The organism is Streptomyces sp. NPDC048650, from assembly GCF_043199095.1.
In the GTDB taxonomy this organism is placed as follows: domain Bacteria; phylum Actinomycetota; class Actinomycetes; order Streptomycetales; family Streptomycetaceae; genus Streptomyces.
The window spans coordinates 228,305-244,847 of the sequence record NZ_JBICVM010000005.1 but is presented as its reverse complement, the minus strand read 5'-3'; the positions used below and the strand labels follow the sequence as shown (position 1 = coordinate 244,847).

General features: G+C 71.2%; 17 protein-coding genes and 1 pseudogene. 11 read left to right on the top strand and 7 right to left on the bottom strand.

Annotated elements, in window-relative coordinates; genetic code table 11:
- Positions 1-170 precede the first annotated feature (170 nt).
- The 3 genes from ACGFML_RS16295 to ACGFML_RS16285 all read left to right on the top strand — a co-directional run bounded on the left by ACGFML_RS16295 (position 171) and on the right by ACGFML_RS16285 (position 2,099).
- The gene (locus tag ACGFML_RS16295) at positions 171-344 is read left to right on the top strand and encodes a CsbD family protein (protein ID WP_393544157.1); all 174 of its coding nucleotides are present in this window, start codon (positions 171-173) and stop codon (positions 342-344) included.
- A gap of 335 nt (positions 345-679) precedes the next feature.
- Positions 680-1,051, top strand: coding sequence for an ATP-binding protein (locus ACGFML_RS16290; RefSeq protein ID WP_393544156.1), 372 nt, complete (start codon positions 680-682; stop codon positions 1,049-1,051).
- A gap of 187 nt (positions 1,052-1,238) precedes the next feature.
- The gene (locus tag ACGFML_RS16285) at positions 1,239-2,099 is read left to right on the top strand and encodes an RNA polymerase sigma factor SigF (protein ID WP_393544154.1); all 861 of its coding nucleotides are present in this window, start codon (positions 1,239-1,241) and stop codon (positions 2,097-2,099) included.
- Positions 2,100-2,181: 82 nt separating this feature from the next.
- On the opposite strand, the gene ACGFML_RS16280 is transcribed toward ACGFML_RS16285, so the two are convergent.
- Together ACGFML_RS16280 and ACGFML_RS16275 are read right to left on the bottom strand one after the other, a co-directional pair.
- A complete protein-coding gene (locus ACGFML_RS16280) occupies positions 2,182-2,505 on the bottom strand; it encodes an STAS domain-containing protein (RefSeq protein WP_393544152.1) in 324 nt (107 codons plus the stop codon).
- Positions 2,506-2,732: 227 nt separating this feature from the next.
- Positions 2,733-3,053, bottom strand: a complete 321-nt coding sequence (locus tag ACGFML_RS16275; RefSeq protein WP_393544151.1) for a hypothetical protein — start codon at positions 3,051-3,053, stop codon at positions 2,733-2,735.
- 402 nt (positions 3,054-3,455) lie between these two features.
- On the opposite strand from ACGFML_RS16275, the pseudogene ACGFML_RS16270 reads away from it, so the two are divergent.
- Together ACGFML_RS16270 and ACGFML_RS16265 are read left to right on the top strand one after the other, a co-directional pair.
- Positions 3,456-4,293: pseudogene (locus ACGFML_RS16270) on the top strand (carbohydrate-binding protein); the annotation flags it as partial.
- Between the two features lie 256 nt (positions 4,294-4,549).
- The gene (locus ACGFML_RS16265) at positions 4,550-6,112 is read left to right on the top strand and encodes a hypothetical protein (protein ID WP_393544149.1); all 1,563 of its coding nucleotides are present in this window, start codon (positions 4,550-4,552) and stop codon (positions 6,110-6,112) included.
- Positions 6,113-6,211: 99 nt separating this feature from the next.
- Here the strand turns inward: ACGFML_RS16265 and ACGFML_RS16260 are convergent, their stop codons facing one another.
- Positions 6,212-7,150: a LysR family transcriptional regulator gene (locus tag ACGFML_RS16260; protein WP_393544147.1), complete on the bottom strand. Its 939-nt coding sequence runs from the start codon at positions 7,148-7,150 to the stop codon at positions 6,212-6,214.
- 541 nt (positions 7,151-7,691) lie between these two features.
- On the opposite strand from ACGFML_RS16260, the gene sfnG reads away from it, so the two are divergent.
- From sfnG to ACGFML_RS16235, 5 genes are all read left to right on the top strand, one after another.
- Positions 7,692-8,834 (top strand): dimethylsulfone monooxygenase SfnG, encoded by a 1,143-nt coding sequence (sfnG, locus tag ACGFML_RS16255; protein ID WP_393544145.1) that lies wholly within the window; start codon positions 7,692-7,694, stop codon positions 8,832-8,834.
- Positions 8,835-8,894: 60 nt separating this feature from the next.
- Positions 8,895-10,112 carry an acyl-CoA dehydrogenase family protein gene (locus ACGFML_RS16250; protein ID WP_393544144.1) on the top strand — a complete coding sequence of 406 codons (1,218 nt, stop codon included), beginning with the start codon at positions 8,895-8,897 and terminating at the stop codon, positions 10,110-10,112.
- Positions 10,113-10,206: 94 nt separating this feature from the next.
- Positions 10,207-10,761 carry an NADPH-dependent FMN reductase gene (ssuE, locus tag ACGFML_RS16245; RefSeq protein ID WP_393544142.1) on the top strand — a complete coding sequence of 185 codons (555 nt, stop codon included), beginning with the start codon at positions 10,207-10,209 and terminating at the stop codon, positions 10,759-10,761.
- Positions 10,762-10,793: 32 nt separating this feature from the next.
- Complete coding sequence (locus tag ACGFML_RS16240; RefSeq protein ID WP_393544140.1) at positions 10,794-11,999, top strand: SfnB family sulfur acquisition oxidoreductase; 1,206 nt, start codon at positions 10,794-10,796, stop codon at positions 11,997-11,999.
- 69 nt (positions 12,000-12,068) lie between these two features.
- On the top strand, positions 12,069-13,235 hold the full coding sequence (locus ACGFML_RS16235; protein ID WP_393544138.1) for an LLM class flavin-dependent oxidoreductase: 1,167 nt from the start codon (positions 12,069-12,071) through the stop codon (positions 13,233-13,235).
- A 9-nt stretch (positions 13,236-13,244) separates the two neighbouring features.
- Here the strand turns inward: ACGFML_RS16235 and ACGFML_RS16230 are convergent, their stop codons facing one another.
- Complete coding sequence (locus tag ACGFML_RS16230; protein WP_393544136.1) at positions 13,245-13,622, bottom strand: DUF6303 family protein; 378 nt, start codon at positions 13,620-13,622, stop codon at positions 13,245-13,247.
- Between the two features lie 148 nt (positions 13,623-13,770).
- On the bottom strand, positions 13,771-14,175 hold the full coding sequence (locus ACGFML_RS16225; RefSeq protein ID WP_393544683.1) for an ATP-binding protein: 405 nt from the start codon (positions 14,173-14,175) through the stop codon (positions 13,771-13,773).
- Positions 14,176-14,503: 328 nt separating this feature from the next.
- On the opposite strand from ACGFML_RS16225, the gene ACGFML_RS16220 reads away from it, so the two are divergent.
- A complete protein-coding gene (locus tag ACGFML_RS16220; protein WP_393544134.1) occupies positions 14,504-14,863 on the top strand; it encodes a PRC-barrel domain containing protein in 360 nt (119 codons plus the stop codon).
- A 63-nt stretch (positions 14,864-14,926) separates the two neighbouring features.
- Here ACGFML_RS16220 and ACGFML_RS16215 read toward each other — a convergent pair whose 3' ends face one another.
- Together ACGFML_RS16215 and ACGFML_RS16210 are read right to left on the bottom strand one after the other, a co-directional pair.
- Positions 14,927-15,241 (bottom strand): STAS domain-containing protein, encoded by a 315-nt coding sequence (locus ACGFML_RS16215; RefSeq protein WP_393544132.1) that lies wholly within the window; start codon positions 15,239-15,241, stop codon positions 14,927-14,929.
- A gap of 352 nt (positions 15,242-15,593) precedes the next feature.
- Entirely contained in the window at positions 15,594-16,412 is an 819-nt protein-coding gene (locus tag ACGFML_RS16210) for a lipase family protein (protein WP_393544130.1), read from the bottom strand.
- Between the last annotated feature and the right edge of the window lie 131 nt (positions 16,413-16,543).

Sequence of the window (16,543 nt, the reverse complement as noted above, 5' to 3'; positions counted from 1 at the left end):
TGCCGCCGCGAGCCGTCCGGCTCACGGAGAGCTCCACAGTGAACAGCTCGACGGGAAAACCCCCCGTTCCCTGCGTGCACCATCGGCCGATTCCACAGTCGTTTCCGGAGTTCCGGCCGTCAGCCACAGCATTCGAGGCGGAAGACTTTCGACAGCGAAAGGACTCAGAAATGAGCGCGGAAGAAAAGGCAAAGGCCAAGGCGGAGCAGCTCACCGGCAAGGCCAAAAAGGAGGCGGCCCGCGCGGCCGGCAACGAAAGCGCCACCGCCGAAGGATCCGCCCGGAAGTCCAAGGGGGATCTGCGTGCGGCCAAGGAAAAGGTCAAGGACGCCTTCAAGGACTGACCGTAAGAGGTGCGGGTGGGCCACAGCGTGACGCTGTGGCCCACCCGTCCGTCTCCGGACCGGCGCCCACCGCCTCGACTCCGCAAAGCGGAGGCACATATGTCGCCCTGGACATCCCCGACCGCCCCTGGTCGCCGGGGGTGTCCAGGGCTCTGCGACCTGTCCAGCGGAATCAGGTTGCGGCGCGACCGACCGCACGGGGGCCCGGCGGCGGCTCGGCGCGACCGCGATCCGGATTCGGTCGTGTGGCAGGCTGGTGGCCGGTGCAGGATTCGCCATGGGGCGGGTAGGCGAGCAGGCAGAGGCCGATGCATGCGCCGCGGAGGAGGTGAAGGGTGACACGGGCAGCGGAGATACCCACGACGGCAGCCGAAGCGCGCGATCGTGTCCATGACCTCTTGGAGATCTGCCTCCGGACCGTCGACGAGGTGGTGCTCACCGACGCCTTGCTGATCACCTCGGAACTCGTCACCAACGCCCTGCGCCACGCCGGTGGCCTCACCGCCTTCACGGCCCGCGTCGTGGACGACCGATTCGAAGTAGCGGTCGAGGACGCCAGCCCCGTCCACCCCTCGCTTCCCGGCGACCGCCCGGTGGCGGCCATCGGTGGCTACGGCTGGCCGATGGTGCGCCAACTCGCGACGTCCCTCGCCATCACGCCGACGGCCGGGGGCAAATGCATCCACGCCGCGCTTCGGCTGTGGTGAACGGCCCCGCTCCCACAGCCCGCTGACGGCACGGCCTCCCGGAGCGGAACACCTCCCCGGGAGGCCCGTCCGGCCGAGTGCGGGGTAGATCACATCACCGAAGAACAACATCGTGTGCATTACCCGGCACTTTGCGGGTAGGCGCGCGCTGCAACACCCGAGCGTGTCGGGTGAGCAGGAGGGCGAGATGACCACCGTCGTGAACGACAGCGTGATCGAGCAGGACTTGGAACCGGCCGTGGGCCTCCCGGAGATCGTGTGCCCGAGCGCGGTGGCGCCGCGGGACGCGCGCGAGCTCTCGAAGCGGTTCTTCGACCGGCTCCAGGTACTCGAAGAGGGCACCCACGAGTACCAGTACGCACGTAACACCCTCATTGAGATGAACATGTCGATGGTGCGCTATGTGGCCCGCCGCTACCGCAACCGCGGCGACGACATGGAGGACATCATCCAGGTCGGCACCATCGGCCTGATCAAGGCCATCGACCGGTTCGACCTCTCGCGTGAGGTGGAGTTCTCCACCTTCGCCGTCCCTTACATCCTCGGCGAGATGAAGCGGTTCTTCCGGGACACCGGCTGGGCCGTGCACGTCCCCCGCCGCCTGCAGGAGCTGCGCAGCGACCTGGCCAAGGCCAAGGAAGAGCTGCACATCAAGCTCGACCGCGACCCGACGGTCCGTGAACTGGCGGCTCATCTGGAGCTGTCGGAGGAAGAGGTCATCGAGGGCGTCGTCGCGGCCAACGGCTACACCGCGGGCTCCCTCGACACACCCGCCGACCCCTCCCCTTCGGACCAGCGCCGCCCCCTCGCCGATGTGCTGGGCGAGGACGATCCGGCGATGGAGACCGTCGAGAACCTCCACGCCCTCGCGCCGCTGGTGCAGAAGCTCGACGAGCGCGAGCGCCATCTGATCGAGCTGCGCTTCGGGCAGGAGATGACGCAGTCCCAGATCGGTGACGAACTGGGCGTTTCCCAGATGCACGTCTCCCGGCTGCTCAACCGCACCCTGACCAAGCTCCGCGACGGCCTGCTCGTCGACCGGTACTGACGGGCCGACCGCTTCGGGCGGGCGCCGGGCGTTCGTGGCCCGGCGCCCGTCGGCGTTCCCGGCGGGCCGGGATCACCTCGGGTCAGCCGGCGCGGAGGAACTCCTCCCAGCCGTGGCCGGGAAAGGCGGCGGCGGCGTGCCGCAGCAGGCTCACGGGCTGACGGCCCATCCCGTCGACCACCAGCCGGCCGTCCAGTGCCCGGGTGCGGGACCGCAGCCCCTCAAGAAGGTGCAGCCCGGAGATGTCCATGAACGAGACGTCGTCCATCCGCAGCGAAATCTGTGTGACCGCGGGCGGCAGGCCCGCCGTGGTGCTCTGGAGCTCCGCGCACATGTCGTAGTCGATGTCGGTGTGCACGGCGACGATTGCCGTGGTGCCCTCAACGGTGGTGGTGTGGTGCAGCATGTGGACGCCCCCTTTGGTGAGGTTCGGGAGCCCAAAGCGACCGGCTCCGGGGCCGGCCGACGATGGCGGCGCTGACGGCCCGGGGAGGGCGATCGGCAGCTCCGGTGACCTGGCACCCGCATCGTCACGGGCCAGGAAAGACTCATTTGCCCCCCACCATCGCACGCATTTCTGCACGCGGCCAGGACTTCACCGGCCAGGGCCGGCGCCCGACGGCGGGAAGCGGCTCAGGCCGCTCGGCGTGTGCGACGGCAGCGGACGGTGTAACGCCCCTGGTCACCGGTGGACTTCCAGCCGGCGTCGACCTCGTCCCGGTCGGCGATGGTGAAGCCGTTGTCGAGCAGCTGGTCGCGGAGGGCGCTTGCCGGGAAGGCGTCGCCGTCGGGTGTCGCGGTGGCGGGCCAGAGGGTGACGAGCAGCGCTTCGGTGTCGCCCGTGTCGAGTTCGCTCTCGAGGCCGGACACTTCGAGATGCCAGCGGCCGTCGCGGAGGAAGGCGTCCGCCTGGTAGACGGGGGCTGTCGGGGCGGTGCGACGGGTCTCGGTCATGCGGTGGGGATCCCTTCGACGAGGTACACGGTCGGGTGGGAGGTATGAGGTACGTGGTACGTGGTCAGGTCGGGGTCGGGTACCCGCGACGCCGGACCGCGGTGCGGTGGGCGCCTCGCCGGGCGGCGTGCCGCCCGATGCGCGGTATCGCAGTTGTCGAGTCCGTCGGTGCCTCCAGGGGTGTCTCTGCCCGCCGTCGAGGGTGAACTTCGTCTGCCCCGGGCACGCGGCATGAATCCCGGGAAACCACCGCATCGCGGTCCGGGCCCGGTCCCTGTTCCGGTCCGACCCGAGCGAAGGGGCCCGCCGGCCGCCGATCGCGAGCGGGGTGGTCCAGTCCGCCGAGCGTGCCCTGGTCAGGAGCGCGACCACCCCTCAGACCGATTGGTCTAGTCCTCTCTTGCCTTCGGCGGCGACATCGAGACCCTCCAGGCGAACGGCGGCGACGCCATCCCGTCGTTCGGCGGCTACGCGGCGGACACCACCGGCACCGAGATCGCCGACAGCTGCACCGATGTCCACCGGATCGCCGCCGCCTACGAGAAGGTCATCACGACCTACGACGTCTCCCGGCTCGACATGGACGTGGAGGTCGACTCCCTGGACAACGCCGCCGGTATCGACCGGCGGAACAAGGCGATCAAGCTCGTCCAGGACTGGGCGGCGGCCGACGGGCGCAAGGTCGAGATCTCCTACACGCTGCCGACGACCACCCGCGGCCTCGCCTCCAGCTGGCTCGCCGTACTCGAGAACGCGGTGCGCAACGGCGCGCGGGTCGACGTCGCGAACATCATGACGTTCGACTACTACGACAACGCCACCCACGACATGGCCGACGACACCCGGACCGCGGCCCAGGGGCTGTACGACCAGCTCGCGCGGCTCTACCCGAACAGGTCCGCCGCCCAGCTGTGGGGCATGATCGGCGTCACCGAGATGCCCGGCGTCGACGACTTCGGCCCGGCCGAGACGTTCACACCGGCCGACGCGGCCGAGGTCTACGACTGGGCCACCTGGAACGGGCCCCTCGGGCGGTCATACGACGACCTACGCCCTGACGGTCACGGGCGGGACCGGCGACCCGTGCACCGCCGCCCCGTGGGCCACCGGCACGGTCTACACCGGCGGCCAGAAGGTCTCGCACCAGGGCCACGGCTGGCAGGCCAAGTGGTGGACGACGGGCGAGGAGCCCGGCACCACCGGTGAATGGGGCGTCTGGCAGGACCTCGGCGCCTGCTGAACCGGGCACCTCCGGAGCGGCGACCGGGGCAACTCGCCGGCCGGACACCGTACGTCGGCCGCAGAGGTGCTTGAACCGCACCCCAACGGCGAGCGGAATCGGGGAAGTTGCCCGTCCCGCCGTACGATGCCGCGATGATGCGACCGCCCCGCCCTGCACCGCCCCGCCCCGCACCATCGCCGCTCCGGTCGCCGTCGACACCGAACGGCACTCCACCTATACACCTGATGTATAGATGAAGCATAGAGTGTCCGACATGTCTTTCGATCTCGATGCCGGATCCACCACCGCCCTCGCACGAAGGGCCGCGCCGACCGCCGTCGGAGCACACCGGTGGCCGGCCTGGGTGGTGCCCGGGACGCCCGCACTGCTGGCACTCGGGCTGGGCCTGTGGGGCCTGTCCCGACAGGGCGCGATATGGCGGGACGAGGCGGCCACTTGGGAAGCGGCCCAGCGGTCCATACCCGCGATAGGGCATCTGACCGACCATGTGGACATCGTCCACGGGCTCTACTACCTGCTGATGCACGTCGTGTTCGAGGTCTTCGGAGCGAGTCCGGCGGCCCTGCGGCTGCCCTCGGTGCTCGGCGTGGTCGTCGCCGCGTCCGCCACCGCGGCGACCGGCCGCCGGCTCGCCGGGCCCATGGGCGGCCTCGCAGCCGGCCTGGTCGTGGCGCTGCTCCCGGTGATGCAGCGGTATGCACAGGAGGGGCGTTCCTTCGGTCTGGTGACGGCGGGGGTCGCGGTGGCCACCTGGCTCCTGGTGGGCGCGGTGGGGGCGGCGGGGCCCGTACCGTCGACCGGCGGCCGAGGGCGGCGGGCCACATGGGGCCGGCGCTGGACCGGCTATGCCGCTGTCATGCTCGTCACCGGACTGCTCAACTGGCTCTCGCTCCTCGCGTTGGCGGCGCACGGCGTGATCGTCGCCCACGCCTGGCGTGCCGGTGAACGCTCTTCGGCGAAGCGGTGGTTGGCGGCCGGCATCGTGACGGTGGCGGGTACGCTGCCGCTCGTTCTCGCCAGCCGTCCGCAGGCGGATCAGGTGGCGTGGATAGAGCCCGCCTCGGCGGTCACCCTGCTGGGGGTGACCGCGATGCTGGTGATCGCGCTGGTGTGTGCCCGGGTGCCGCACCCCGGAGGTACGACACTGTCGCCGGCGTCGGTGGGGCTGCCGCTCCTGGCCGTTCCGCAACTCGGCCTGCTGCTCGCCTCCTTTCTCGTCGAACCGCTGTACGTCGACCGCTATGTCCTCTTCGCCTACCTCGGGGTGGCGCTCCTCGTCGGCCCCGCCGTCGCCTGGACGGTGCAGGCGGCCCTGGCGTACTGCCGGGGCCGCGGCTGGACGCGGGTGCGCGGCGAAGCGCTGCTCGCCGGGGTCGTGGCCATCGTCTTCGTGGCGCTGCTGCCCCTGGAACTGGGGCTGCGGTCCCCGACGAGCCGGACGGACGACGTCCGGGTGACGGCCCGCGCGGTCGCGGCGCTCGCCCGCCCTGGAGACGGCCTGGTGTTCCTGCCCGACCAGCGACGGGACGCCGCACTCGTCACGCCCGCCGCCTTCCGCGGACTGGACGATCTCGCGCTGGGCCAGGACCCCGTCGCCTCGGGGACCCTGTACGGCGTGGAGGCGGCACCCGGACGCATACGGGCCGCCATGCTGGCCCACCGGCGCATCGTCGTGGTCAGTGACATCGTCTCCTCGCCGGCGCCGTCGACACCCCGCGACCTGGTCAAACGCGCCGTTCTCAGGAGCCACTTCACCCGGTCCGCCGGCACCGGGACCGGGGGACGCCGGGTGACCGTGTACGAGCGGACGCGGTGATCACCCCCGAACACGCCTGCCCGATGGCCCCTGGACAGCCTGCGCACCTCGTCGGCCATGGCGGACCTCATCCGCGGCGTCCCGCGAGCGCCCCGCCGCTCAAGCCGTCCCGGTCACCCGGCCCGGCTTGCCGGCCGCATCGCCGTGCGCCGCGCCGTGGCGTACGAAGAGCTGGTGCAGGGTGCGCACCGCCCGCGGTACGGAACCGGACGGGCGGCGCTGGATCACCATCAGTACGTCCGTGGCGTCGTCCGCCAGCGGTCGCCAGGTGAGGGAGCCCTGCCGCTCCAGGGGATCACCCACCACGCTGTACGCGGGCAGCACCGTCGAGCCGAGACCTTCGGCCACCATCAGCTTGCCCATCTCGGCACCGTCCGTGGAGTACGAGAAGGAGGGCGTGCGGCCACGCAGCAGCCGGTGGACGTATCGGTGCATGACATAGCCGGAGCGCATCGTGATCAGCGGCTCCGTGAGGAGGTCGGCGACGCGGACGGTGCTCAGTGCGGCCAGCGGGCTGTCCGGGCGCATGCACACCACCGCCCGGGCGCGCAGCAGTTCGGTCGTCTCGACGTCCGGCGGGGGATCGTCGCCCTCCAGGTAGTTCACCAGCCCGAGGTCGTAGCTGCCCTCCAGCAGTGCCCGATGGATGTCGGCCTGCTGCGCTCCGACCACCTCGACCTGGGTCTCCGGGTGCCGCTCGCGGAACTCGCGCACCACCGGTACCAGCAGTGGCACGGTCGCGGCGTTGACCGTGCCGAGCCGGACCATCCGCGTGGTGTGGTGCTGGTGGTCGGCGGCGCCGCGCAGCCTGTCGACCGATTCCAGTACGTCGATGATGTACGGCAGCAGCTCCCGGCCGTCCTCGCTGATCTTCGCCCCGGACCGCTTCCGGTCCAGCAGTGCGACACCCAGCTCACGTTCCAGATTGCGGACCGTCTCGCTCAGGGCCGGTTGGGACAGGTGCAGCTCCTCGGCCGCCCGGCGCAGCGATCCCAGGCGGGTGACCGCCTCGATGTACTGAAGCTGTTCGATCCGCACGGTGCGCCTCGCAGGAGATGGGGAACCGGCTCGGAGTGGAAGGGAAAACCTATCAGTCCCTCGTGAATGCCTACTCGACCCGGATGCCACCCGGTGCGTAACCTCGGTGCCGTGCGCATCTCCCAGTCTGCACCGATCACGGCGCAACGGCCTCTGACGCAGCGACGTCACATCGACCTCGCGCGCGTCTTCAGCGCCTTCTGTTGTTGCGAAGCCTGAGGGACAACTCCCCCTTCGCTCTCTCGGCCCGTCCGGCCGCCCGGACGACCGGAACGATCCGGATCTCCCACCGGTCCCACGTGCCCGCCTCCGTGATGCCCGCCCGGCCCGACCGGGCCGTGTATCGCCGCCGCGCGGGCGGCCACCGGCCGTAGGGCCGACCGCAGCCCCCTCCCGCCAGGCGCCTCCCGCCAGGCGCCTCCCTCCTTCGCACCTTCCTCCTTCGCACCTTTCTCCTCGGCACCTTTCGCCGTGTCCGCACACGAGCGCCGGGCCGCGTTCCGCCGCGCCCGCCTTCTCGCACACGTACCAGGAGTCCCCCATGTCCGTCCCGCCGTCCACAGAGCCGGCCCGCTTCGCCTACTGGGTGCCCAACGTCAGCGGTGGCCTGGTCACCAGCCGCATCGAGCAACGCACCGACTGGAGTTACGAGTACAACCGCGAACTGGCCCGGCTCGCCGAGAACAACGGCTTCGAGTACGCGCTCAGCCAAGTGCGCTACATGGCCAGTTACGGCGCCGAGTTCCAGCACGAGTCCACCGGCTTCAGCCTCGCCCTGCTGCTGGCAACCCAGAAACTCAAGGTCATCGCCGCCGTGCATCCCGGCCTCTGGCATCCGGGGGTGCTGGCCAAGCTGGGGGCGACCGCCGATCAGATCTCCGGCGGCCGGTTCGCCGTGAACGTGGTCAGCGGCTGGTTCAAGGGCGAGTTCACCGCGCTCGGCGAACCCTGGCTGGAGCACGACGAGCGCTACCGGCGCGCGGAGGAGTTCATCACCGCGCTGCGCACCATCTGGACCGAGGACCACGCCGAGCTGGCCGGCGATTTCTACCGGATCCGGGACTTCTCGCTCAAGCCCAAACCGGTCAACACGGCGGACCGGCCGCACCCGGAGATCTTCCAGGGCGGCAACTCCACCGCCGCCAGGTCCATGGCGGGACGGGTCTCCGACTGGTACTTCAGCAACGGCAAGGACTTCGCCGGCGTCACCGAGCAGCTGAACGACGTCGCCGCATCCGCCGCGCAGGCGGGCCGGCCCCGGCCCCGCTTCGGGCTCAACGGCTTCCTCATCGCCCGCGACACCGAGGCCGAGGCCCGCGAGACGCTGCGGGAGATCGTGGCCAAGGCAGACACCGAGGCGGTCGAAGGGTTCGGCGCCGCCGTCAAACAGGCCGGCCGGTCGTCCGCCGACGGCAAGGGCATGTGGCAGGACTCCTCGTTCGAAGACCTCGTCCAGTACAACGACGGTTTCCGCACCGGCCTGATCGGCACGCCGGAACAGATCGCCGAGCGCATCGTCGCGTACAAGCGGCTCGGCGTGGACCTCTTCCTCCTCGGCTTTCTGCACTACCTGGAGGAGGTGGAGTACTTCGGCAAGCGCGTGCTCCCGCTCGTCCGCGAACTGGAGGCCGATCTGCCCGACGGGGAACCGGCCGGACATCCCGCCTCCTCCGCACTGTCCTGACCTTCCCGCCCCCGCGTGCGCTTCCGCACGCCCCTCCCCCGCACCCCTTCAGGAGGATCCATGAGCACCGTCGCACCGTCCGAGTGGCAGACCCGTCCGGCCCCCGCCGGCCCGCAGGGCTGGATCGAACGGGCCGCCGAGGCCGCCGCCGTCCTGGCCACCGACGCCGCGGCCCGCGACAAGGCGGGCGCCACTCCGCACACCGAGATCCAGCTGCTCAAGGACGCCGGCCTGGTCACCCTGCTCGGCCCCGTGGATCACGGCGGCGCGGGCCAGGACTGGACGACCGCGTACCGGGTGATCCGTGAGGTCGCCAAGGCCGACGGCTCCCTCGGGCAGCTGCTCGGCTACCACTACCTGTGGAACTGGGCGGCCCGACTGGTCGCCACCCGCGCGCAGTGGGAGCACGTGGAGGCCGAGGCCGCCCGCAACCGCTGGTTCTTCGGGGGCGCGGTGAACCCCCGGGACAACGACGTCGTGGTCCGCGACGAGGGCGACACCCTCACTTTCACCGGCGGCAAGACCTTCTCCACGGGCAGCAAGGTCTCCGACGTCACCGTGCTGGAAGGGGTGCTGGAGGGCACCGACAAGCACCTCTTCGCCATCGTGCCGTCCGACAGCGAAGGGCTGACCTTCCACGACGACTGGGACAACATCGGCCAGCGGCTGACCGAATCCGGCAGTGTCACCCTCGACGGTGTCCGCGTCCCCTGGACCGATGCCGCCGGGTTCGTAGACAAGGAGTTCCAGCCGAGGGTCTACAACACCCTCAACGTTCCCACCATCCAGTTGGTCTTCGTCAGCTTCTATCTGGGCATCGCGGCGGGAGCGCTGGAGACCGCCGCCACCTACACCCGCACCAAGTCCCGCTCGTGGCTGCACGGGGGCCACGCGAAGGCGGTCGACGAGCCCTACGTCGTCGACGCCTACGGCGACCTGACCGCGAAGCTGTGGGCGGTCGAGGCGCTGGCCGACAAGGTGGCGGAGGAGGGGCAGCGGCTGCACGACGCCCCGGACGACGTCACCCCGCGCGCCCGCGGGGAGTTCGAGGTCCGGGTGGCCGCGGTGAAGGCCCGAGCCACCGACGTCGCGCTGGAGATCACCAACGGGATCTTCGAGGTGACCGGTGCGCGGGCCACCGCGAGCAGCGAGGGCCTGGACCGCTTCTGGCGCAATGTGCGCACCCACACCCTGCACGACCCCGTGGCGTACAAGCGCCGTGAGGTCGGCCGGCATGTGCTCACCGGAGAGCTGCCCGAGCCGACCTGGTACTCCTGACCCGCCCAGGTCCCCGGTGTGCCGCCCACCGCGGGCGGCACACCGGGCCCTCCCCTGCCGACACCCCGCCGACACCCCCGAAGCGAGAGCATCCATGGCCACCGTCCTGTCCGTCTCCGGAAGTCCCTCCCCCACCTCGCGCACCGCCCGCCTCCTGCGCCACCTGGACGAGGAGCTGACGGCCCAAGGGCACCAGGTCGTCCCGCTGGACGTGCGGACGCTGTCCCCGCAAGCCCTGCTGGGCGCCCAGTTCAACCATCCGGACATCGTGCGTACCGCCGAGCTGTTCGACCGGGCCGACGGCGTCGTGATCGGCACTCCGGTCTACAAGGCCGCCTACTCCGGCCTGCTCAAGTCGCTGCTCGACCTGCTCCCGCAGTACGCGCTCGCCGGCAAGACCGTGCTGCCGCTCGCCACCGGCGGCTCCACCGCGCATGTGCTGGCCATCGACTACGCACTGCGCCCGGTGCTGTCGTCGATGGGCGCGGACCACATCGTCCCCGGCTGGTTCGTGCTGGACCGGCACATCGACGTCGCCCAGGACGGCTCCGTGCAGGTCGAGGAGAGCACCGCCGCCGCCCTCGACCAGGTGCTCGGCACGTTCTCCGCCGCCCTGGGCCGCAGCTCGCTGCTGGCCGGCACCCACTGACCCGACCGCGCCCCGCACCCAGGAGAACCGCTGTGAGCACTCCGCACCCCTCCTCCCCCGCCCAGGTGATCGCCGACGACGCCGAGGCGCTGCGCGCCGCCACCGCACTTGCCGTCGAGTTCCGCTCCGGCGCGGCCGAACGGGACGCGGCACGGCGGCTGCCCCGCGCGGAACTCGACCGCCTCTCGGCCAGTGGGCTGCTGGCCGTCACCGTCCCGGCCGCCTACGGGGGCGCCGACGTAGGGGCCGAGACGCTGGCCGAGGTCTTCCGGCTGCTGGCGACGGCCGACTCCAGCCTCGCGCAGATCCCGCAGAGCCACTTCGCGTACGTCAACGTGCTGCGCCGGCAGGGCACCGAGGAACAACGGAAGTTCTTCTTCGCCGAGTTGCTGGCGGGCCGCCGGTTCGGCAACGCGCAGTCGGAGGCCGGCACCCAGCACATCCAGGACATCCGCACCCGGCTCGACCCGCTCCCCGACGGCGCGTACCGGCTGACCGGGGTCAAGCACTACGCCACCGGTGCGCTGTTCGCCGACTGGATTCCGGTGCTGGCCCGGACGGCCGGCGAGGAACTGCACGTGGCGTACGTACCGCGGGACGCTCCCGGGCTGACGGTGGTGGACGACTGGGACGGGATGGGGCAGCGCACCACCGCCAGCGGTTCCGTCCGGCTGGAGGGTGTCGTGGTGCCCGCCGACCGAGTGGTTCCCCATCATCTGACCTTCACCGGACCACAACTGCACGGCGCCCTTGCGCAGTTGCTCCATGCGGCGATCGACGTCGGGATCGCCGGCGGCGCGCTGGCCGAGGCGGTGGAGTTCGTCCGCACCAAGAGCCGCCCCTGGTTCGAGAGCGGCTTCGAGCGGGCCGACCAGGACCCGTTGCTGATCCAGCGGTTCGGCGAACTCTCCCTTCGCCTACGGGCCGCCGAGGCGTTGTTGACGTCCGCGGGCCGGGCGGTGGACGCGGCCGCGGCCGATCTCACCGACGAGAGCGCGGCCGATGCCTCGATCGCGGTCGCGGCGGCCAGGGCGTTCGCCGCCGACGTCGCCGTGGAGAGCGGCAGCGCGGTGTTCGAGGTCTCGGGCACCCGGTCGGCGCTGAGCGGACTGAACCTCGACCGGCACTGGCGCGACGCCCGCACGCACACCCTGCACGACCCGGCCCGCTGGAAGGTCCAGCACATCGGCCGCTACGTACTCAACGCCACCCTGCCGCCCCGCCACGGCCTGCTCTGAGCCGCCGCGCCCGCCACGCCCCGTCCCTTCCCCTCACTCCCCTGCCGCCGCGGCCGAACGGAGACACCCATGCCCCTCACCTTCCACTGGTTCCTGCCCACCTACGGCGACAGCCGTCATGTGGTCGGCGGCGGCCACGGCCTGCCCGCCGGAGCCGCCGGCGGAAACCGGCCCGCCACCCTCGGCTACCTCACGCAAATCGCCCGGGCCGCCGAGGATTTGGGGTTCGTCGGGGCCCTCACGCCCACTGGCGCCTGGTGTGAGGACGCCTGGCTCACGACCGCCATGCTCGCCCGGGAGACCGAGCGCCTGAAGTTTCTGGTGGCCTTCCGGCCCGGCATGATCGCTCCCACCCTGGCCGCCCAGATGGCGGCCACCTTCCAACGCCACTCTCAGGGCAGACTCCTGCTCAATGTGGTCACCGGCGGTGAGAGCCACGAGCAGCGCGCCTACGGGGACTTCCTGGACAAGGACGCCCGCTACGTCCGCACCGGCGAGTTCCTGTCCATCGTCCGGTCGCTGTGGCGGGGCGCATCGGTGGACTTCACCGGTGAGCATCTGCGGGTCGCGGACGCCCGGCTGGCGCGACTGCCCGATCCGGTGCCCGAGATCTACTTCGGCGGCTCGTCGCCGGCCGCCGGCAACGTCGCCGCCCGGCACACCGATGTCTATCTGACCTGGGGGGAACCGCCCGCCAAGGTGGCCGAGAAGATCGCCTGGATCCGCGGGCTGGCGGCGGCCGAGGGACGCACGGTGCGGTTCGGGATACGGCTGCACGTCATCGCGCGGGACACCGCCGACGCCGCTTGGGCCGAAGCCGAACGGCTGCTCAGCGGCTTCTCCCCGGAGGCCGTCCGAGCCGTCCAGACGGGGCTGGCGCGCAGCGAGTCCGAGGGCCAGCGCCGGATGCTCGCCCTGCACGGAGGCAGCAGCGACGGCCTGGAGGTCTCCCCCAACCTCTGGGCGGGGATCGGCCTGGTGCGCGGCGGCGCGGGGACGGCCCTGGTCGGCAGCCACCGCGAGGTCGCCGACCGCATCGCCGAGTACCACCGCCTCGGCATCGACGAGTTCATCCTGTCGGGCCACCCCCATGTGGAGGAGGCGTACTGGTTCGGCGAGGGCGTGCTGCCGCTGCTGGCCGCGGACGGCCTCTGGACGCACCCGTCGGGCGGCCCGGCCGCACCGGAACCGCCCGACCAGATCCCCTTCGCCACGAAGAGCACCGTCGGGGCCTGAACCCGGGCCTCAGCCGGCCTCGGGGGTGCCGACGGGCCGGACTTCGGTGTGGGCCATCAGCCGTACGGCGTCGTGGTCGCCGTCCTGGCACTCGGCCCATTCCCAGTAGTGCGGGCCGGGGCCGGTCTGGACGTACGCCAGGAGGGCGAGCGCCTCGCCGCGGGCCGCGAGGGTCGGCGCTTCGGGGCCGGGCAGCTGCGTGGTGGGCCACTCGTCCGCGGGGACGCCGTAGAGCACCACGGCGACCTCCCAGCTCGTGTCGCCCGGCGAGAGGGTCAGCTGAGCGCGGGTGGGATGGCCTTGGGCGACCGGATCCGGCTGGGGTCCGGGCAGTTCGGCCTCGGGCTCGGGGATGTCGGGCTGGGGGACGGGAAACTCAGCGGTCACCGGTTCTCCTCACTACGGGCGGCACGGGGCTCGGGCACCTCGTCCGTGCCGTGGGCGTGGCCTGTGGCCGGTGAGCGTGCCCGGCGCGCGAACCGCGAACCACAAACCACCCGATCCGGCACCCCCGTGCGGCGCGGCCGAATGGCCGTCAGCGGGGCAAGGTCGCATGAACGGCCTTTCCGCCGCCGGGCAGCGGGCGGACGATGACGGTGCGGGCCAGCCGGCAGATCATCGGCCAGCCGAAGCCGCCCGTGCGGCCGGTCAGGTCCGGGCTGCGGTCCTGGGGCTGCGCGGGACTGGGGTCGTGCACGGTGACCTGGATGCTGTGCCGGTCCGCGGTCAGCCGTAGATCCGTGACCTCGCCCGCGTGGCGCAGGGCGTTGGTGACGAGTTCGGACACCAGCAGTATCAGGTCCTGGGCGGCGGGCGCGGAGAGAGCCGGATGGAGACCTGCGAGAAAGCCGTCGGCCGCGTCCCGGGCGTCGGCGGCCCTCTGTGGTCGGCATACGTACCGGGCCGGCTCGTACTCCTGGACCGCGTACGGGTGGTGCATGTCCTTCACCCCATCAGTGGAACCTTCGGGCGACTGGCGTTACGCCGCGCCTACCCGGACACGCCGGCATTAAAGGATCCGACCTCTTCCGGCCTACCGCGGATCCCCGCCCGCGGTCGTGGGAGCGAACACCGTCGCAGGTGGGGCCCCGTCCGACGCCGCCGGGCACGTCGCAGCGGCGCCGCTCTGACGGAGGTCTCGGGATCCGGTGGTGTGACGCTCCGTTACGCGGGTACGGGCAGAACGTGCCGGGGCGGCGCAGCGGCGGCGGTCAACCTCGCGGCCCGCCCCGGCCCGACAGAGCCGAGCGAGAAAGGACTCACCCGTCATGAAGAGCATTTGGGCCTACCCGGCAGACATCGGCCACCTGGGCCACACGTCGCTGGCGGGGTACAGCGTGGAGACGCCCGACGGGACGCTCGGGCAGGTGGAACGTCAGATGGACGTTCCCGGAAGGCAGCACCTCGTCGTCGACACCGGAGTATGGGTCTTCGGCAAAAGCGTTCTGATCCCGGCGGGCGTCGTGCACGCCATCGACACATCCGCCAAAACGGTCACCGTCACGCGCACCAAGGACGAGATCAAGGCCGCACCCCGCTTCGTCCTCGACAGTCAGACCACCGAGGCCGGCTACCTCACGGAGGTCGGGGCCTACTACGCCGCCTTGGGGGCGCCTGCCCTCCTGTGAGGAGCGGCGGCTCTGTCCGGGCGGCTGTCCGGCGCGCTCGTCCTCGACCCGTTCTGCGCTCCGTCAGAACGGGTCGAGGGCTGCGCGGACGGCGCTGCTCAGGTCGGCACCCGTCAGGTCGAGATGGAGGGCCGCCTCCAGGACGAACCGTGGCTGGGCCTGCCAGCCGCGGGTGAAGAGGCTGATGCCGTGGCGGGCGGTGTGCCGGTGCATCCCGCGCAGGAAGTGCAGCCCAGCGGAATCCATGAACGGCACATGCTGCATGTCCAGGACCACGCTGGACAGCGTTCCCGGCAGCGCGGCGAGCGTGCGTCTCAGGGCGGGCTCGGTCTCGTGGTCGAGTTCTCCGTTGAGCACGAGCAGGACAGTGTCACCCACGTACTGGGTGTTGACGGTGAAAAGAATAATGTCCTCAGACGATCGGGGGCAGCGAACAGCAGCCGTGGCGCTGCCCTGCACGCGGCAGCGGCCACATAGGTCCAGCTACCCGGATTGCCCCGTTCGTGCCGGGGCGTAGACCCCGGATCGCCAGGCATCGTATGAGGCTCACCCGCGCCGACCCGGGCTGGTCGATTCCTCACCATCCCACACCCCGGCCTTTTGGCGAAACCCGGCCACTCCGGGCGGGCCGCCGGTCCCCGGTGTACGTGACGCGGCGTCGGGAGGCCACCGGCCGGGCGCGGGCCGCGAGCGGCACGCGCCCGGCCGGTGGCGTACAACCGGCTCCGGTTCAGTGCTGGTTCTTCTCCAGGGCACCGATGTAGTTGTCGATGAAATGGTCGCGGACCCCGTCGGAGGCGGGGGCGAGCGCATCGGCGGTGAAGCCCTTGGCACGGTCGAAGAGGCCGCCGATCACGGGCAGGGCGTCGTGCAGGGTGCCCTTGGAATCGATGTACCGCAGGGCGTCGACATGGTGGAAGACCGGCTCCGGCGGGAGATGGGGCACGACGTCGTTGTTGTTCACGAAGCGGTACATCCGGTCGGCGAACGCCGTGTTGAACTCCTGGGCCAGAAGGCGGTCGCAGGTGCGTGGCTGACCGAAGGTGTAGATGCCGTCGGCCGTCAGGCCGGGCGCCTCGAAGTGGAGGCGGGCGCCCGCGAGCATCGCGAGGGCGCCGCCGAGGCTGTGGCCGGTGAACCAGATCGTCTGGCCGTTGTCACGGAACTCGTCGACGGCCGCGTGCACCTGCGGCCAGATGGAGTCCAGCGCCTCGCCGAAGCCGTAGTGCATGTATCCCTTGCCGCCGGGGCCGGGCCAGGGCGGGGTGGTGGTGTCGGACAGCCAATCGCGCAGCTGCGCCGGCTCCGTGCCACGGAAGCCGGTGATGATCATGCGCTCCCCGGCGATGGTGTACGCCTGGGTGTCCTCCAGGGGGAACGGGGGACGGAACCGGGTGTGGTGGTGGCGCACCCGGTCGAAGCCCCACTCGCGGGCCGTGCTCTCGATGGTGCTCTCGTCCTTGTAGGCGAGACCGGCGGCGTGGGCCATGCACAGGGCGTGGCCGAGGCTGTATCCGGTGGCATGGTGGTCGATCGTGGGGGCGGTCATGGGGGTGGCTCCTCGGGGCGACGCGGGATCGACGGCGACCGGCAGCGGCGGTCACGCAGCGCTGCCGTCGACCACAGAACGTAGCGCCCACCCCTCGTGCGGCCCCTCATTTCTCCAGGCGTGGCGCCACC

Excerpts from the sequence above, each read along its gene's own strand:
- ACGFML_RS16225 (WP_393544683.1), bottom strand. The coding sequence starts at position 14,175 with ATGCACCACCCGTACGCGGTCCAGGAGTACGAGCCGGCCCGGTACGTA.
- ssuE (WP_393544142.1), top strand. The coding sequence starts at position 10,207 with ATGGCCACCGTCCTGTCCGTCTCCGGAAGTCCCTCCCCCACCTCGCGC.
- ACGFML_RS16285 (WP_393544154.1), top strand. The coding sequence starts at position 1,239 with ATGACCACCGTCGTGAACGACAGCGTGATCGAGCAGGACTTGGAACCG.
- ACGFML_RS16265 (WP_393544149.1), top strand. The coding sequence starts at position 4,550 with ATGTCTTTCGATCTCGATGCCGGATCCACCACCGCCCTCGCACGAAGG.
- ACGFML_RS16235 (WP_393544138.1), top strand. The coding sequence starts at position 12,069 with ATGCCCCTCACCTTCCACTGGTTCCTGCCCACCTACGGCGACAGCCGT.
- ACGFML_RS16220 (WP_393544134.1), top strand. The coding sequence starts at position 14,504 with ATGAAGAGCATTTGGGCCTACCCGGCAGACATCGGCCACCTGGGCCAC.
- ACGFML_RS16295 (WP_393544157.1), top strand. The coding sequence starts at position 171 with ATGAGCGCGGAAGAAAAGGCAAAGGCCAAGGCGGAGCAGCTCACCGGC.
- sfnG (WP_393544145.1), top strand. The coding sequence starts at position 7,692 with ATGTCCGTCCCGCCGTCCACAGAGCCGGCCCGCTTCGCCTACTGGGTG.
- ACGFML_RS16250 (WP_393544144.1), top strand. The coding sequence starts at position 8,895 with ATGAGCACCGTCGCACCGTCCGAGTGGCAGACCCGTCCGGCCCCCGCC.
- ACGFML_RS16275 (WP_393544151.1), bottom strand. The coding sequence starts at position 3,053 with ATGACCGAGACCCGTCGCACCGCCCCGACAGCCCCCGTCTACCAGGCG.
- ACGFML_RS16280 (WP_393544152.1), bottom strand. The coding sequence starts at position 2,505 with ATGCTGCACCACACCACCACCGTTGAGGGCACCACGGCAATCGTCGCC.
- ACGFML_RS16210 (WP_393544130.1), bottom strand. The coding sequence starts at position 16,412 with ATGACCGCCCCCACGATCGACCACCATGCCACCGGATACAGCCTCGGC.